A 15,537-nucleotide genomic window follows, 5' to 3' on the forward strand; every position below is an offset into this window, starting at 1 on the left:
GAATGAAATATATAGGTATATTGGGCGGTACATTCGATCCGCCACATCTTGGTCATTTGATAATAGCTGAAGAAGTGCGTGTTGCATTAAAGCTTGATGAAGTCTGGTTTATTCCTTCACAAGAGCCGCCACACAAAAAAAAGGCTTTCATTGGGGCAACGCATCGGGTTGAAATGGTGAAAAGAGCAATTGATAGTAACCCAAATTTTAAATTAAACACGATTGAAGTAGATCGTTTAGGCAAGTCTTTTACGTTTGATACAATGAAATTATTGACTAAAGATAATCCCAACGTTGTATTTCATTTTATTATTGGCGCGGATATGGTAGAGTATTTACCAAATTGGAAAAATATTGATGAATTATTAAACATGGTTAAATTTGTTGGTGTCAAACGCCAGGGATATAAATTAAACAGTGAATATCCAATTATTGAAGTGGATGTCCCACTCATAGAGATATCTTCAACTAAAATAAAAGAGCGATTAACCAATAATAAATCAGTTAGATATAGGCTTCCTGGTTCGGTTGAAGACTATATAAAGGAGAAGCAGTTGTATGAAAAAAGAGGATGCGATTAGTCTTGTGAAACCTTACCTGAAAACGGAGAGGTTTGAACACACATTACGTGTAGCTGAAACTGCGGTGAAACTAGCGAATATGTACAGCGAACCTGTCGATAAGGTGGAACTTGCTGCCATTTTTCATGATTATGCCAAATATTTTTCATTGGAATATATGAAACAGGTGATTAAAGAAGGTGAGTTGCCACAGGATTTACTCGACCATCATCATGAATTATGGCATGGACCAGTAGCTTCAATAATAATAGATCGTGAATTTGGTATATCCGATACTGGTATACAAAGTGCAATTCACTATCATACAACAGGTAAAGCAGATATGAGTCAGATGGATATGATCATCTTTACAGCTGATTATATTGAGCCTGGACGATCATTTCCAGGTGTTGAAGAGGTTCGGGAAATGGCTGAAGTAGACCTGTATCGTGCTACTTGGATGGCGTTACGGAATACAATTCAATTCCTGGTTAGTAAACATGTTCCTGTTTATCCTGACACCTTTTATGCATATAATGACTTAACAAGACGTTTAAACGGAGGTAATTAAATTAATGGATAACAAAGAAATTATACAACTAATTGCAAATGCATGTGATGATAAACGAGCGGAAGATATTGTTGCATTGGATATGCAGGATGTATCGTTAATGACGGACTACTTTCTAATCTGTCATGGAAGTAATGAACGTCAAGTCCAAGCAATTGCGAGGTCGATAAAAGATTCTATGGAAGAAGAGGGTATTATAATTAAGCGGCTAGAAGGCTATGAACAGGCTCGCTGGATTTTAGTCGATTTAGGCGATATTGTATGTCATGTTTTCCATAAGGAAGAGCGCTCATATTATAATTTAGAACGATTATGGGGCGACGCATCAAAAGTTGAAATAAGTGTTGGACACAATGGATAGTCCTAGGAGTTATCAACAAATGTCAACTATATACGATCGATTAATGAATGACGCTCCATATGACCAGTGGCAATCATTTACAATTAATATTATCAGCCAATTAGGGAAAACAGTTGAGACAATAGTTGATTTAGGATGTGGCACAGGCCAGATTACTACAAGGTTGGCTCGCAAAGGATATCATATGACAGGTGTTGATTACTCTAGTGATATGCTGAGCTATGCTGAACAGCGTGCAAGCATGGAAAGGCTTCCTGTACAGTGGATTCATCAGGATTTAAATAATTTAAATGGAATTATAAATCAGGATGTAGCAGTAAGTTACTGTGATGTAATGAATTATGTAACGCAAGAGGACGAGCTGCGAACTGTTTTTCAAAATGTAGCGGATTCATTGAAAATAGGTGGACTGTTTATTTTTGATGTTCACTCCCTTTTTCACGTTGAGCATAACATGGTAAATCAGACGTTTGGGGAAGTAAATGATGATGTTTCATATATCTGGTTTTGTTCGGAGGGTGAAGAACAAGGAGAAATGTATCACGACTTAACATTCTTTGTATCTGACCAGGAGAAGTATTCCCGGTTTGATGAATTTCACCATCAACGTACATATTCAATTGATTTTTATGCAAGGTTATTAAACGACGCAGGATTTGAAATAAAGCATCTATCTGGTGATTTTTCGTTAAAAAATGAAAATATTAATGCAGAATCCGAAAGAATGTTTATAGTAGCTGAAAAACGGTCGGACAAATAATTTCCGATCGTTTCATTTTGAAAGAGGATTATTAAAAAGAATGTCGAATAGATAATTATAGACCCTTCAAATATCCCCTAAATATACCTCAAAGGAAGTGACTTCAAATTGCTTGAACTCCTCAAAAAAAATATATTTTTGATTGTCATTGTTATAGCTATTAGTGGTTTTTTGTTATTTAATAATGATGATATTGATGAAAAAGCACCCCAATTAAATTCTGCATCTACCTCTACCGAGATATTGAAAGAAGAAATTCCAGACCAGCCTTCAACAGTTATTGTTGATGTAAAAGGCGAAGTTCTGCAGCCAGGAGTTTATGAAATAGATTCACAATTTCGTGTTGATGACGTAATTCAGTTAGCTGGTGGCTTTACCAAAAGTGCAGATCAGACAATGGTTAATCTTGCTCAAAAAGTTCAAGATGAAATGATCATAGTTATTCCAAAAACAGGGGAAACTTCAACAGCTAACGAACAGAATGTGAGTGGAAACGGCAAGGTAAGGATAAATTATGCTACTAAAGCAGAAATCGAGGGTTTAAATGGAATAGGACCATCGAAGGCACAGGCCATCTTGCAGTATCGCGAAGAAAATGGATTTTTTAAAACAATTGATGACCTGCTACTGGTTTCAGGGATTGGTCAGAAGACGCTTGAAAATCTGAAGGATGATGTACAAATTCCATAGGATTGTTGACCAAAATAATAGAGTAATTGTAAACTGAAAAAATAATATTATATAAAGGTGGTTTTTATGATGGAAAGGATAACATGGGATCAATATTATATGGCACAAAGTCATTTATTGGCACTTAGAAGTACATGTACTAGGCTTATGGTTGGTGCAACAATTGTACGGGAAAAGCGAATTATAGCAGGTGGATACAATGGAAGTGTTTCCGGAAGTGTTCATTGTATTGATGAAGGCTGTTATGTTATAGATGGCCATTGTGTACGTACAGTACATGCAGAGGCCAATGCTTTATTACAATGTGCCAAATTTGGAGTTCCAACAGAAGGTGCTGAGATGTACGTAACACACTTCCCGTGCTTGCAGTGCTGCAAACAGATTATCCAGAGCGGGATTAAAACCATATATTATGCTGAAGATTATAAAAACCATCCATATGCTATTGAGCTATTTGAGGATGCTGGGGTGCAAACCAAAAAGGTTGAATTGACATATTTAGCAGTGGATACGCAATATCAGGAAAAAGAAGCATACATAAATAATCTGCTTCAGGAACTTAGATCACAAACGAATAACAAGCCAAAATATGATGCGTTAAAAATAGAAGCCCATAATTTATTTGATTTATAAGGAGCTGACATGAAAGGGTATTGGTATGTTCCGGCATTAGGAATTGTCAGCAGTGCGTTATCCATCATCTACCATAGCAATTGGTTTATACTGGTATTTTTTATCTGGCTGCTTGTTTTGTACTATGATAAACGGCTAGGGAAGTTAATTACTCTTACTTCTATAGCCCTTTCCATCTTTTTCTACTTTTATATCCCCAATTTAGAAACAATCCTCCATAAAGAAGTAACTAATACATCTTATGAAACTGACGTAGCAGGACGGATAGCTAGTCCCATTAATGAATCATCTTCAAAAATTGATTTTGAATTGGAAGAGTATACTTCAAACAAAAAATTACTTATTGTTTACTATAAAAATAAGCAGGAGATAAAACATAATTTGAAATTTGGAGCCACTTGTAATATTGAGGGTACTCCAGAATTACCTAGTCAAAGAAGAAATCCAGGTCAATTTGATTATCAGCATTTTTTGTTGTCAAAAGGGATTACACATGAAGTGGTAATTAACTCATTAGATAGTATTAATTGCAGCGGTTCATCAACTCTAAATAAAATTCATACTATTCGATCAAGCGTAATAAGTTATACATCGGATAAGCTTAGTCCACAGACGTCAATATGGTTAAATGCACTTGTATTAGGAGATGATTCTCAACTACCTGAAGAGACTATTGAATTATTTCAGCGTTGGAATTTGTCACATTTGTTAGCCATATCCGGACTTCACGTTGGATTGATAGTTGGATTACTATATTTCCTGCTTATTAAGCTTAATATCCTAACAAAGGAAAAAGCACAGTGGGTGATAATCTTCTTTTTACCATTGTACGCTTTAATCGCTGGTGGAGAGCCGTCGGTTTGGCGGGCAAGTTCAATGGTATTACTATTTCTGTTAATAAATAAAGTGCGGTATAAATTCAGCGTAACTGATGTACTCAGTATTGTGTTTATCCTGCAGATTTTAATGGATAAATATATTATCTACAGCATTGGATTTCAATTATCCTTTAGTGTCACTATGGGGCTGCTTTTGTCAAAAAGGTGGTTAGCGCAAACAAATGTATCCATCTTCTCGATTCTTAAAATAAGTTTTCTTGCCCAGATGGTAATATTACCACTTCAGTTATTATACTTTTCCACTTTTCAGCCACTTTCCATTTTATTAAATGTCATAGTTGTCCCTTATTTCTCGTTCTTTGTAATTCCAATTATGTTCCTACTGCTACCACTGTCTTTATTTGCGGGAATTCTATTACCGTCCATTGAGATACTTTTTAACCGTATCCATGAACATTTCATATCGTTTATATATTTTGTGGATCAATTTGCATACTATCCATGGGTTATAGGATCGTTTTCGCTTGGTAGTACAATAGTTTATTACTCGATTTTGCTTATATTTCTGAAAAAACTGGAACTTGCAAAGTTAAAACAGTCTTTTTTATATGGATGTTTTCTGAGTCTGGTAATCATGGCTATTGCTCTAAGGCCGTATTTTTCTCCAGTTGGATCTGTAACGATGCTTGACATTGGCCAGGGAGATGCAATGGTTGTTGAACTTCCCTACCGAAAAGGTATTATTTTAATCGATGCAGGAGCAAGAGTGTCTTTTGAAGATGGCCAGACTACACCAGGTGTTTATAAGCAAATTTTAAAACCATACTTATTTTCCAGGGGCATTCGGGAGATAGATGCACTGTTCATTTCACATGAAGATAGTGACCATATGGGGAGCTTACCGTTTATGTTAGATAATGTTGACGTTAATAAGGTAATTGTTAGTGAGTACTATGAATTTGACGATCAATTAACCCGTCTATTAGTTAAAACAGAAACACAAGTTGAACGATTTAAAACAGATAATGAAATAGTGGTTGGGGAACAGGATTTTTACGTGATTTCGCCAAATCAGGATAAACAAAACACAAATGAAAATTCACTCGTACTATATACAGCTCTTGGAGGAAAGTCCTGGCTTTTTACGGGTGACATTGGAAGGGAAACAGAAAAAGAAATTATTGCTTTATATCCTAACTTAAAAGTTGACGTATTAAAGGTCGCGCATCATGGCAGTAATTCCTCAACAGATAAGGATTTTCTTAAACAAATTAAGCCTACATATGCACTAATATCTGTAGGCTTAAATAATAGTTATGGGCATCCGCACAACGAAGTAATTAAAACGCTTGAAGAGAAGAACTTGGTAATATTCAGAACCGATAAGCACGGTGCAATACAGTATTATTTTAAAGACGATGATGGAACATTTTTTACGCATTTCCCATAGGCTGTAAATGTACACAAAAAGAGACTGCATAATGTCAGTCTCTTTCTTAGCAGTTAATACTTTCTTACTGCATAAGTGCAACTAAGGCTTTCGCCATTAAGGCTTGGCGAAAAGTCAAGTTTTCTAAGCATTCATTTAATTACTATTAAGAACCAGCTACACTAATTACTGCACCTATGGTAAAAATTAGGACAAAGAAAAGAAATGAGAATCCAAAACCTTTAATTGAATCTACAACATCATTATTTTTTGACTGTACGTCCTTTTCAAATTCGTTCACATCTACCCCTCCTATACAGACTCAAGTATAAAATAAATACATAAAAAAATCTACTTTTGACCTAAAAATTTCACACAAAAATAAAAGTCACCATATTTAGTAAGAGTTAACATCTATACTTTTGATTTTAAAGGTAATTCTATAACTAAACAAACATCGTTTAAAATACAGTTTCTAGGGCTGAATTTTAAGCGTTTATATAGATTGCGGAGGGGAATTATTTTTGATTCCCCTCTTTCCTTTTCATCTTGGATTTATTTGTATGGTTTGTTGCTTTTTAATCTTCGCGGTAATATATTGCGTCACTGAAGAACCGTGTATTTCGAAGTGGTATGTTAAGGTATTGTTTATAGATTTATGGCATTCACTACAAGACCGAGCAAGTGCCAAGTTTTTTAATCAACAGCGACAATCAAATAGAAACAGCCTTCTTAAAAAAATCCTTGCTATTCCGTGGGATACGTTTTACGATTATTTATATCGTATTGGAGTGATTAGTATGGCATACTCGGAGGTATTACAGCAAGTAAAAAAAAAGCAAATAAAGCCAGTATATTTATTATATGGAACAGAATCTTATTTCATACAAAATATTACAAAGTACATAACAAAAGCAGTATTACCAGATGAAAGCAATGATAACTTATCCACATATGATCTGGAAGAGACATCAATCCAAGAAGTAATCGCTGACGCTGAAACCTATCCATTTTTTGGAGAAAAAAAGCTAATAATCGCCAGTAACGCTACATTTTTGAAAGCTAAGCCAGATAAGTTGTCTTTTGAACATGATCTGGAAGTATTAAGTCATTACTTAACAAATCCTGTAGAATATTCAGTAATCGTATTAATAGCACCGTATGAAAAGATTGACGAACGAAAAAAAGTAAGTAAAGCACTTAAGAAAAATGGAGTTATTGCAGCTTGTAACCCAATAAAGGATTATGAACTGAAGAGTTGGATTACAAATCTTGCAGGAAGCTTGAAAATAACAATTGAAGAAGATGCATATGAAATGCTCGAGACAGAGCTCTCAACTGACCTGCATTTGTTACGAAATGAATTAACCAAACTCGCATTGTATGTTGGAGAAGGCGGGGTCGTTACCAAAGAAATCGCTGTAAATCTAATATCACATACCGCGAGCAACTCTTCTTTGCTTCTGGTAGATGCCGTAATTGAACAAAACTTATTTAAAGCTATTTCCATTTACAAAGATTTAGAAAAGATGAAAGAAGAACCAATTGGGTTGATTGCTTTACTGGCCTTTCAATTTCGGACCATATTACGAGTTAAACTTTTAAAGCAAAAAGGGTACAGTCAGGCACAAATGCAAAAACAGCTTTCTACTCATCCATATGTAATAAAAATCGCAATGAGCAGGGAAAGTAAGTTTACTGTTGGCAGATTACAGGATATCATTGTGAAATTAACAGAAGCTGATGCAAATATAAAGCAAGGGAAAATGGAGAAAGAACTTGCTTTTGAGCTACTATTACATGATTTAGTACAGCCATAAAGACGAGATATATCACTAAAATAAACAAAAAAACGATCCTTTAAAAGGGATCGTTTTGTTTGTTTATTATGCGCTTAGCTCATTTACCTTTTTACTTAAGCGAGATTTTTGGCGATCACCGTTATTTTGATGAATTACACCTTTTTGTACAGCTTTATCAATTTTCTTGATTGTAGTTTCTAATGCAGTTTTTGCACTTTCAACATCTTTATTCTCAACCAATTTTTCAACACGTTTAATTTGTGAACGCATATCTGATTTATATTGCAAGTTTTGTTCATGTTTTGTTTTATTTGTTTCTACACGTTTAACTGCAGATTTAATATTAGCCATTGTTTCACCTCCTAATTAAACACCATATCGTTACATTATTAGAAAACTTGGCATACGCCAAGCCTTAATGGCGAGTGCCTTAGTTGCACTTATGCAGTAAGAAAGGATTTATACTTTCTTAACTGCTAACAAATGACATTCTACCAAACGAACTTAACCTTTTCAATAGGTTTATTTCGCTCTCGTATGTTTTTTATTGAAATAGTTAAGCCTATATATAGGGAAATAGCCTAAAAAATTAAAAAGGGGTTTCGGTAATGAAAGATATTGAAAAGGAATATCAAGTAAGAACAGATCTTGCTGTAGAAGCAAAGGATATGTATGTGGATAAAGAGGATGAACAAAAGCAGTTAAAAGGAGTTACGGTTAAAGAACGACAAGAAGATAATATAACTATATCCTATGTCGAGGTAGATGCTGAAGGCGAAAAGCTGATTGGCAAAAAACCAGGATCATATGTCACAATCTATGCTGATGGCGTTAAGAAGCAGGATACGAAGCGACAGGAGTCAGCTGCAAAGATATTTGCAGGCGAGTTAGAACAATTGCTCAAGAAAAATGAAGTTCCGCTGGATGGCAACGGTCTAATAGTAGGACTAGGAAATTGGAATGTAACTCCAGATGCACTTGGGCCAATGACGGTTGATAAAATTATGGTAACAAGCCATTTGTTTCAATTGGAACATGAATCAGTATCGGAAGGTTATCGACCTGTTGCAGCAGTCACTCCTGGTGTAATGGGAGTAACTGGAATGGAAACAAGTGATATCATTTTTGGTATTGTAGAGAAATTTAATCCTGACTTTGTTATTGCAGTTGATGCATTAGCATCAAGGTCGATTGAACGTGTGAATGAAACAATCCAACTTTCTGATACAGGAATTCACCCAGGGTCTGGTGTAGGAAATAAACGGAAAGAGCTTAGTCAGGAAACATTGGGAATTCCCGTTTTTGCAGTAGGAGTTCCAACAGTTGTTGATGCAGTGACGATTACGAGTGATACTATCGATTTTATCTTAAAGCACTTTGGAAGGGAATGGAAAGAAAAGGACAACCCTTCCAAATCGTTAGCGCCTGCTTCATTGTCTTTTGGGAACAAAGAATTTACAGAAGAAGACTTACCAGATGAAGAAAAACGTGAAACCTTTCTTGGAATAGTAGGTAATTTAACAGAAGAAGAAAAGAAGTCATTAATTAAAGAAGTGCTTACACCAATAGGTCATAATCTAATGGTAACTCCTAAAGAAGTAGATGGATTTATGAAGGATATGGCAACTTTAATTGCAACTGGCTTAAACGCAGCTCTTCATGAAAAAATAACTGTAGAAAACTTCGCTTCTTATACAAGATAATGACTCTTGTATATCTCTATCATTTTTAAAAATTTTAAAAGAATTTGTTCTATCTCCTGAAGTTATTTCATAGATTTTACCATTGAGGATTACTTCAGAAGGGGTGGAACCATGTATCTTGGGAACAAACAAAATAATGGGAAGAAAAAAGTATTTAATCATTTCTATAAAAAAAGCGGCGTTTACTTTATATGTTTGATTGTTTTATTCGTTGTTATAGGATTTTTAACTACAGTAGCGCCAGCATATCGTTTCTCTTCCCATACTATTACAACTTGGACTAGTGACCTTGATAGTTCCACCTTTCTCTATCTTATGGGAATGGAGAATAGAGCATTTAAAGAAGCATATCCAGAAGATAAGGCTTTACCAAACTTATCAAGCGTCGTATTTCAAATGGCTACAAGTATAAAACCAAATGATACACGAAGTTTACTCGGGCAGGAGTTACCAGGGTTCTCTACCTTTGAAAACGAAATAATTATTGCTGGTGAAGGAACCAATTACACCAACTTACCAGTCGAATCCGCACCACCTCTTGATGAAATTTTGAAAGATAGAGAAGCAGTTGTTGATGATTCAACTGAATCTGAAGAACCAAAAAAAGAACCAGATACAGATACAGATAAAGAGCAGTTAGACACCGGCGATAAGGATGTAGTATTTATTTACAATACACATAATAGAGAATCTTTTTTGCCACATTTGCCTGATGTTAATGACCCTGATTTAGCACAACATGGTGAAGTGAATATTACCAAGGTCAGCGAGAGGCTTTCTAAGTCGTTAGAAACAGATGGAATAGGTACGACCGTTGATGATACAGATATTATGGAAATATTAAACAATAATGGATGGAAGTATGGTCAATCTTATACGGCGTCAAGAAAAATTGTACAAGAAGCCTTTACATCTAATGATGATATACAATATGTCTTTGATTTACATCGTGACTCTCAAAGAAGGGATAAAACAACAAAAGTCATAAATGGAAAACCATATGCGAAAATTGCCTTTGTTGTTGGGGCAGAACATGCATCTCATGAAAAAAATCTAGCTTTTGCAACGAAACTTCACAATTTGATTGAAGAAAAATACCCCGGACTCAGCAGGGGGGTAATTAAGAAAAAAGGTCCTAGAAGTAATGGTATATATAACCAGGATCTATCTCAAAATTCGCTTGTAGTAGAATTCGGAGGGGTCGACAATAATCTAGATGAATTATATCGTACAGCAGATGCCGTTGCGGAGGTATTTAGCGAGTTATACTGGAATGCTGAAAAGGTAAATAAAAATCAATAGGAGGAAATTATTATGCGCTCTCTAGTTGTTTTGTTATTACTCGCACTATTCTTTCTAGTTGGTATAGTAGTAGGATTAGATCGTGGAGAAAGTGCAACTGACCCAATCCAAAGTACTGAAAATACGGTGAGAACGGAAGAAGTGGAAGAAAAACAGGTTGTGGTAGTAGAACAAACAACTAGTGAAAATATAATGACAGCAGAAGCTCCAGTGCAATTCACTCAGAAGATAGCCAAATTTTTGGAAGCTAGTGTACAAGGATTTTATGAAATAATTGTCGAAGTCATTTATCAAATCGTTCAAGTATTTTTTTAAGTAGTTAAGGTACTTCCATACTGTATAAGTGCAACTAAGTCTTTCACCATTAAGGCTTAGTGATAAGCTATGTTTTTTTATATGATTTTTATTGCTCACTCCTTTAGTCCTTGAATGTATGCAATGCAGTTGCTATAATCAATGCTAGTAATTGACGTCTTAAATTTGCGCTTTTATTGGTAAAACGGTAAAAGTCAAGTAGGAGTGAGCATCACTTATGGTGAAGAAACAAGATAATGTACGTAATTTTTCGATTATAGCACATATTGATCACGGAAAATCAACGTTGGCTGATCGGATTCTAGAAAATACAAAAGCACTTACGCAGCGGGAAATGAAAGAACAATTTCTTGATGCGATGGACTTAGAAAGGGAACGTGGTATAACAATAAAATTAAACGCTGTGCAGCTTCATTATGAAAATAAAACTGGTGAAGATTACACATTTCATTTAATAGATACGCCTGGACATGTCGATTTTACATATGAAGTATCGAGAAGTCTCGCGGCATGTGAAGGTGCAATATTGGTAGTTGATGCTGCACAGGGAATCGAAGCCCAGACATTAGCGAATGTGTACCTTGCGTTGGATAACGAATTGGAAATTATACCCGTTATTAATAAAATAGATCTTCCAAATGCTGATCCTGAACGTGTTGCACAAGAACTGGAAGATGTTATCGGTATTGATAAAGACGATGTTATTTTAGCTTCTGCGAAAGATAATATTGGAGTTGATGAAATCCTGAATCGGATTGTTACAGATATACCTGCTCCTTCCGGTGATCCAGACTCCCCTTTAAAGGCACTTATTTTTGATTCGCTGTATGATCCTTATCGCGGTGTTATCGCTTATGTATGTATTAAAGATGGTTCCGTAAAGATTGGCGACAAAATTAAAATGATGGCAACTGAAAAGGAGTTTGAAGTTAATGAAATTGGTGTCTTTACACCAAAACCAGTAGCAAAAGATGAATTAACTGTTGGTGATGTAGGGTTTCTTACTGCGTCGATTAAAAATGTGGGTGATACGCAGGTTGGTGATACTGTAACACATTCCAATAACCAGGCTGAAACACCACTACCTGGGTACCGCAGGTTAAATCCTATGGTATTTTGCGGATTATTCCCGATCGATTCTAATAAATATAATGATTTACGTGAAGCCCTAGAACGATTAGAGTTAAATGACTCATCATTACAATATGAAGCAGAAACATCACAGGCACTAGGATTTGGATTTCGTTGTGGATTTCTTGGTTTGTTACATATGGAAATCATTCAGGAAAGGATCGAACGTGAGTTTAATATCGATCTAATTACAACAGCACCAAGTGTAATATACGAGGTAGAGCAGACTGATGACACTACAATTGTAGTGGATAACCCATCCATTATGCCAGACCCTCAAATTGTTAAAGAAATTCATGAACCATTCGTAAAGGCGACTATCATGGTTCCGAATGATTATGTTGGGCCTGTGATGGAAATCGCCCAAAAAAAGCGTGGACAGTTTATCGATATGGAATATTTGGATGATGTACGTGTGAACGTTGTTTATCAAATTCCTCTTTCTGAAATTGTGTACGACTTCTTTGATCAATTAAAATCTCACACAAAAGGTTATGCCTCTTTTGATTATGATTTAATTGGCTACCGTCCATCAAACCTTGTTAAGATGGATATATGGTTAAATGGCGAAACGATTGACGCATTATCGTTTATCGTTCATCGTGATTTTGCTTATGAACGAGGGAAACTGATTGTTGATAAATTGAAGGACCTTATTCCAAGACAGCAATTTGAAGTGCCTGTCCAGGCGGCAATCGGAAATAAAATTGTCGCACGTTCCACTATTAAAGCAATGCGCAAAAACGTTTTGTCCAAATGTTATGGCGGAGACATAACACGTAAACGTAAATTATTGGAAAAACAAAAAGAAGGAAAAAAACGTATGAAAATGGTAGGATCGGTTGAAGTTCCGCAAGAAGCGTTTATGGCTGTTTTACAAATGGATGATGATTAATTAATTTATTAAGGGAGAACTTAAGGCATTCCTGCTTGTAGTTCATCCCTTTTCTTAGCAGTTAAGAAAGTAAGTGCAACTTAGGCTTTCGCCATTATAGCTTGCACTCCAAACTATGAGGGGTTCTAAAAAAGCAAAATACGCTTTTGTAAGAATCCCTTTTATGAGTAACCAAGTTTTCTAAGCATTGGAGAGGATAATTGTGGTTAAATCCGTTTATATTCATATACCATTTTGTCAGCAGATTTGTCATTATTGTGATTTCACAAAGTTTTTCTACAATGAGAAATTAGCTACAGAATATATAGAGGCACTTTCAAATGAAATAAACACAAATATTAATGGTACGAAGAACAAGGTAAATACAATATTTATTGGTGGAGGCACCCCTACTTCATTAAACATGGAACAGTTGCGTTCTTTAATGCAAATTATTGATAATAAGTTTGACGTTGAAAATTGTAAAGAATTTACGATTGAATCAAATCCTGGTGATTTTGACAAAGAGAAAATTAAACTGTTAAGGAGCTATGGTGTTAACAGGATTTCTTTAGGTGTGCAAGTATTTGACGATGCGATGCTGGAAGAATTAGGGCGACTGCATACGGTGAAAGACGTATATAGTACCATTAATCAATTACAGCAACACGGTTTTTATAATATTAGTATTGATCTTATATACGCACTGCCGAATCAGACAGTTGAACAATTTAAACAGTCTTTGGATGAAGCAGTATCATTCGGGTTACCTCATTACTCAACATACGCATTACAAATTGAACCCAAAACTGTCTTTTATCAGCGGCATAAAAAAGGCAAACTGCACCGTCCTCCGGAAGAGTCGGAAGTACAAATGTATGAAATTTTGAAAAATACAATGCACCAAGAAGGTGTAAATCACTATGAAATAAGTAACTTTGCAAAAACCGGTTACGAAAGTCAACACAATCTCACCTATTGGAATAATGAATATTATTACGGGTTTGGAGCTGGAGCTCATGGATATCTCGCTGGTAAACGGACAGGAAATATCAGACCTTTACCCGCTTATGTAAAAGAAGCTATGAAAACAGGGAAGCCGATATTGAATACGGAAGAAATTAGTATTAAAGAAATGGTTGAAGAAGAAATGTTCCTTGGCTTACGTAAAACGAAAGGTATTAATAAGAATCATTTTCATAAGAAATTTGGCTTTTCATATGAGACAATCTACAAGCATGCAGTTTCTTCCTTAATCCAAAAAGGATGGCTTGCTGAGAATGCTAGTAACATTTATCTAACCGACCAAGGTATGTTATTTGGTAATGAGGTATTCGAGCAATTTTTATTAGAAGAAAAAGATTTAATGCATGTACGTTGACAAAAAAATAAGGATTTGATAATTTATTATTAGCATTAGCACTCGAGTGGGTGGAGTGCTAACAGAGGTGATCATCATGTTAACAGAAAGACAATTACTGATATTACAAGTCATAATTGATGATTTCATTGAGTCAGCACAACCAATAGGTTCACGTGCTATATCTAAAAAAGGTGATATAGCTATTAGTTCCGCCACCATTCGGAATGTAATGGCTGATTTGGAAGAGATGGGGTTTTTGGAAAAAACGCACTCATCCTCTGGTCGTATTCCTTCTGAAAAGGGGTATCGTTACTATGTCGACCACCTCGTCTCACCACAAGTAACAGAAGGTGATAAAAAGCTAATTAATAACGTTATACAAGATGGTTTTTTCGAATTTGAACAGATTGTTCAAAAGTCTGCTCAAATACTTTCTGATATTACTAATTACACATCAATAATATTAGGACCAGAAGTATTTGAGACAAAATTAAAACAATTGCAGATTGTCACATTATCATCGCAAACTGCTGTTGCAATCTTAGTTACTAATACGGGACACGTGGAACATCGTTCATTTTCTATTCCAAAGGAAATAAGCACGTCAGATTTGGAAAAAATGGTTAATATTCTCAATGACCGGTTGTATGGTGTGCCAATTGTAAGGTTACCTGAAAAGTTAAATACTGAAATTGTACATCTTATGAATAAGTACATTACAGATTTTGAAAAATCGTATGATTATTTGAAAGCTGCCTTTTTTAATGAAAATCCTGTTAAATTATATTTTGGTGGCAAAACAAACATTTTAATGCAGCCCGAGTTTAAGGATATTGATAAAATTCGGTCTTTTTATTCCATGATGGAAAAGGAAGATGAAATAGCCAACCTGCTAAAAGATACTACGAATGGTATCAAAGTGAGTATAGGCCATGAGAACAAAGTGGATGCTATCAAAGATCTAAGCCTAATCACGGCTACGTATCAATTAAATGAAGATCAAATGGGTACAATAGCTCTACTAGGTCCTACCCGCATGGAGTATAAGCGGGTTGTTAATCTACTGAACACTTTATCACATGAAATGTCAGATGCATTATACATGTGGTACAAAAATAACGAGTGAAGTAAGACTCTGCAGGGATACCGAATTTATAGAAGACTTTTCCCATTTCTTTATGTATATTTGTTTATTTATAAAGCT

At 35.3% G+C, this 15,537-nt stretch carries 16 protein-coding genes; 14 read left to right on the top strand and 2 right to left on the bottom strand.

Going from position 1 to position 15,537, the window contains the following annotated elements; translation table 11 throughout:
• Positions 1-2 precede the first annotated feature (2 nt).
• The 7 genes from BLS02_RS08050 (at position 3) to BLS02_RS08080 (ending at position 5,864) form a co-directional block, all read left to right on the top strand.
• Positions 3-581 (top strand): nicotinate-nucleotide adenylyltransferase, encoded by a 579-nt coding sequence (locus BLS02_RS08050; RefSeq protein ID WP_092492498.1) that lies wholly within the window; start codon positions 3-5, stop codon positions 579-581.
• Complete coding sequence (gene yqeK / locus BLS02_RS08055) at positions 559-1,131, top strand: bis(5'-nucleosyl)-tetraphosphatase (symmetrical) YqeK (protein WP_092492499.1); 573 nt, start codon at positions 559-561, stop codon at positions 1,129-1,131. The genes BLS02_RS08050 and yqeK overlap by 23 nt, the downstream gene beginning before the upstream one ends.
• A 4-nt stretch (positions 1,132-1,135) precedes the next feature.
• Positions 1,136-1,492, top strand: coding sequence for a ribosome silencing factor (gene rsfS / locus BLS02_RS08060; protein ID WP_092492500.1), 357 nt, complete (start codon positions 1,136-1,138; stop codon positions 1,490-1,492).
• A 19-nt stretch (positions 1,493-1,511) separates the two neighbouring features.
• Positions 1,512-2,252, top strand: a complete 741-nt coding sequence (locus BLS02_RS08065; RefSeq protein WP_254788740.1) for a class I SAM-dependent DNA methyltransferase — start codon at positions 1,512-1,514, stop codon at positions 2,250-2,252.
• Positions 2,253-2,360: 108 nt separating this feature from the next.
• Positions 2,361-2,942 carry a helix-hairpin-helix domain-containing protein gene (locus BLS02_RS08070; protein WP_092492502.1) on the top strand — a complete coding sequence of 194 codons (582 nt, stop codon included), beginning with the start codon at positions 2,361-2,363 and terminating at the stop codon, positions 2,940-2,942.
• A 69-nt stretch (positions 2,943-3,011) separates the two neighbouring features.
• Positions 3,012-3,575 carry a ComE operon protein 2 gene (locus BLS02_RS08075; protein ID WP_092492503.1) on the top strand — a complete coding sequence of 188 codons (564 nt, stop codon included), beginning with the start codon at positions 3,012-3,014 and terminating at the stop codon, positions 3,573-3,575.
• 9 nt (positions 3,576-3,584) lie between these two features.
• Complete coding sequence (locus tag BLS02_RS08080; protein WP_092492504.1) at positions 3,585-5,864, top strand: DNA internalization-related competence protein ComEC/Rec2; 2,280 nt, start codon at positions 3,585-3,587, stop codon at positions 5,862-5,864.
• A gap of 145 nt (positions 5,865-6,009) precedes the next feature.
• Here BLS02_RS08080 and BLS02_RS08085 read toward each other — a convergent pair whose 3' ends face one another.
• Positions 6,010-6,144, bottom strand: coding sequence for a YqzM family protein (locus BLS02_RS08085; RefSeq protein WP_092492505.1), 135 nt, complete (start codon positions 6,142-6,144; stop codon positions 6,010-6,012).
• Between the two features lie 499 nt (positions 6,145-6,643).
• On the opposite strand from BLS02_RS08085, the gene holA reads away from it, so the two are divergent.
• Positions 6,644-7,663: a DNA polymerase III subunit delta gene (gene holA / locus BLS02_RS08090; protein ID WP_092492506.1), complete on the top strand. Its 1,020-nt coding sequence runs from the start codon at positions 6,644-6,646 to the stop codon at positions 7,661-7,663.
• A 66-nt stretch (positions 7,664-7,729) separates the two neighbouring features.
• Here holA and rpsT read toward each other — a convergent pair whose 3' ends face one another.
• Positions 7,730-7,996: a 30S ribosomal protein S20 gene (gene rpsT / locus BLS02_RS08095; RefSeq protein WP_092492507.1), complete on the bottom strand. Its 267-nt coding sequence runs from the start codon at positions 7,994-7,996 to the stop codon at positions 7,730-7,732.
• Between the two features lie 257 nt (positions 7,997-8,253).
• Here rpsT and gpr point away from each other — a divergent pair, with 257 nt between their 5' ends.
• From gpr to hrcA, 6 genes are all read left to right on the top strand, one after another.
• Positions 8,254-9,348 (top strand): GPR endopeptidase, encoded by a 1,095-nt coding sequence (gpr, locus tag BLS02_RS08100; RefSeq protein ID WP_092492508.1) that lies wholly within the window; start codon positions 8,254-8,256, stop codon positions 9,346-9,348.
• A 111-nt stretch (positions 9,349-9,459) separates the two neighbouring features.
• Positions 9,460-10,650 (top strand): stage II sporulation protein P, encoded by a 1,191-nt coding sequence (gene spoIIP, locus BLS02_RS08105; RefSeq protein WP_092492509.1) that lies wholly within the window; start codon positions 9,460-9,462, stop codon positions 10,648-10,650.
• Positions 10,651-10,662: 12 nt separating this feature from the next.
• Positions 10,663-10,965 carry a hypothetical protein gene (locus BLS02_RS08110; protein ID WP_092492510.1) on the top strand — a complete coding sequence of 101 codons (303 nt, stop codon included), beginning with the start codon at positions 10,663-10,665 and terminating at the stop codon, positions 10,963-10,965.
• A gap of 217 nt (positions 10,966-11,182) precedes the next feature.
• A complete protein-coding gene (lepA, locus tag BLS02_RS08115) occupies positions 11,183-12,991 on the top strand; it encodes a translation elongation factor 4 (protein ID WP_092492511.1) in 1,809 nt (602 codons plus the stop codon).
• Between the two features lie 199 nt (positions 12,992-13,190).
• Positions 13,191-14,351 carry a radical SAM family heme chaperone HemW gene (gene hemW, locus BLS02_RS08120; protein ID WP_092493224.1) on the top strand — a complete coding sequence of 387 codons (1,161 nt, stop codon included), beginning with the start codon at positions 13,191-13,193 and terminating at the stop codon, positions 14,349-14,351.
• A 76-nt stretch (positions 14,352-14,427) separates the two neighbouring features.
• Complete coding sequence (gene hrcA, locus BLS02_RS08125) at positions 14,428-15,459, top strand: heat-inducible transcriptional repressor HrcA (protein ID WP_092492512.1); 1,032 nt, start codon at positions 14,428-14,430, stop codon at positions 15,457-15,459.
• The last annotated feature ends 78 nt before the right edge of the window (positions 15,460-15,537 follow it).

It is taken from the genome of Virgibacillus salinus (assembly GCF_900102415.1).
Lineage (GTDB): Bacteria > Bacillota > Bacilli > Bacillales > Amphibacillaceae > Lentibacillus > Lentibacillus subterraneus.

Coding starts and splice junctions, on each gene's coding strand:
- BLS02_RS08050 (WP_092492498.1), top strand. CDS start 3: ATGAAATATATAGGTATATTGGGCGGTACATTCGATCCGCCACATCTT.
- lepA (WP_092492511.1), top strand. CDS start 11,183: ATGGTGAAGAAACAAGATAATGTACGTAATTTTTCGATTATAGCACAT.
- rpsT (WP_092492507.1), bottom strand. CDS start 7,996: ATGGCTAATATTAAATCTGCAGTTAAACGTGTAGAAACAAATAAAACA.
- gpr (WP_092492508.1), top strand. CDS start 8,254: ATGAAAGATATTGAAAAGGAATATCAAGTAAGAACAGATCTTGCTGTA.
- rsfS (WP_092492500.1), top strand. CDS start 1,136: ATGGATAACAAAGAAATTATACAACTAATTGCAAATGCATGTGATGAT.
- BLS02_RS08075 (WP_092492503.1), top strand. CDS start 3,012: ATGGAAAGGATAACATGGGATCAATATTATATGGCACAAAGTCATTTA.
- BLS02_RS08110 (WP_092492510.1), top strand. CDS start 10,663: ATGCGCTCTCTAGTTGTTTTGTTATTACTCGCACTATTCTTTCTAGTT.
- BLS02_RS08065 (WP_254788740.1), top strand. CDS start 1,512: ATGTCAACTATATACGATCGATTAATGAATGACGCTCCATATGACCAG.
- yqeK (WP_092492499.1), top strand. CDS start 559: ATGAAAAAAGAGGATGCGATTAGTCTTGTGAAACCTTACCTGAAAACG.
- hrcA (WP_092492512.1), top strand. CDS start 14,428: ATGTTAACAGAAAGACAATTACTGATATTACAAGTCATAATTGATGAT.
- BLS02_RS08080 (WP_092492504.1), top strand. CDS start 3,585: ATGAAAGGGTATTGGTATGTTCCGGCATTAGGAATTGTCAGCAGTGCG.
- spoIIP (WP_092492509.1), top strand. CDS start 9,460: ATGTATCTTGGGAACAAACAAAATAATGGGAAGAAAAAAGTATTTAAT.
- holA (WP_092492506.1), top strand. CDS start 6,644: ATGGCATACTCGGAGGTATTACAGCAAGTAAAAAAAAAGCAAATAAAG.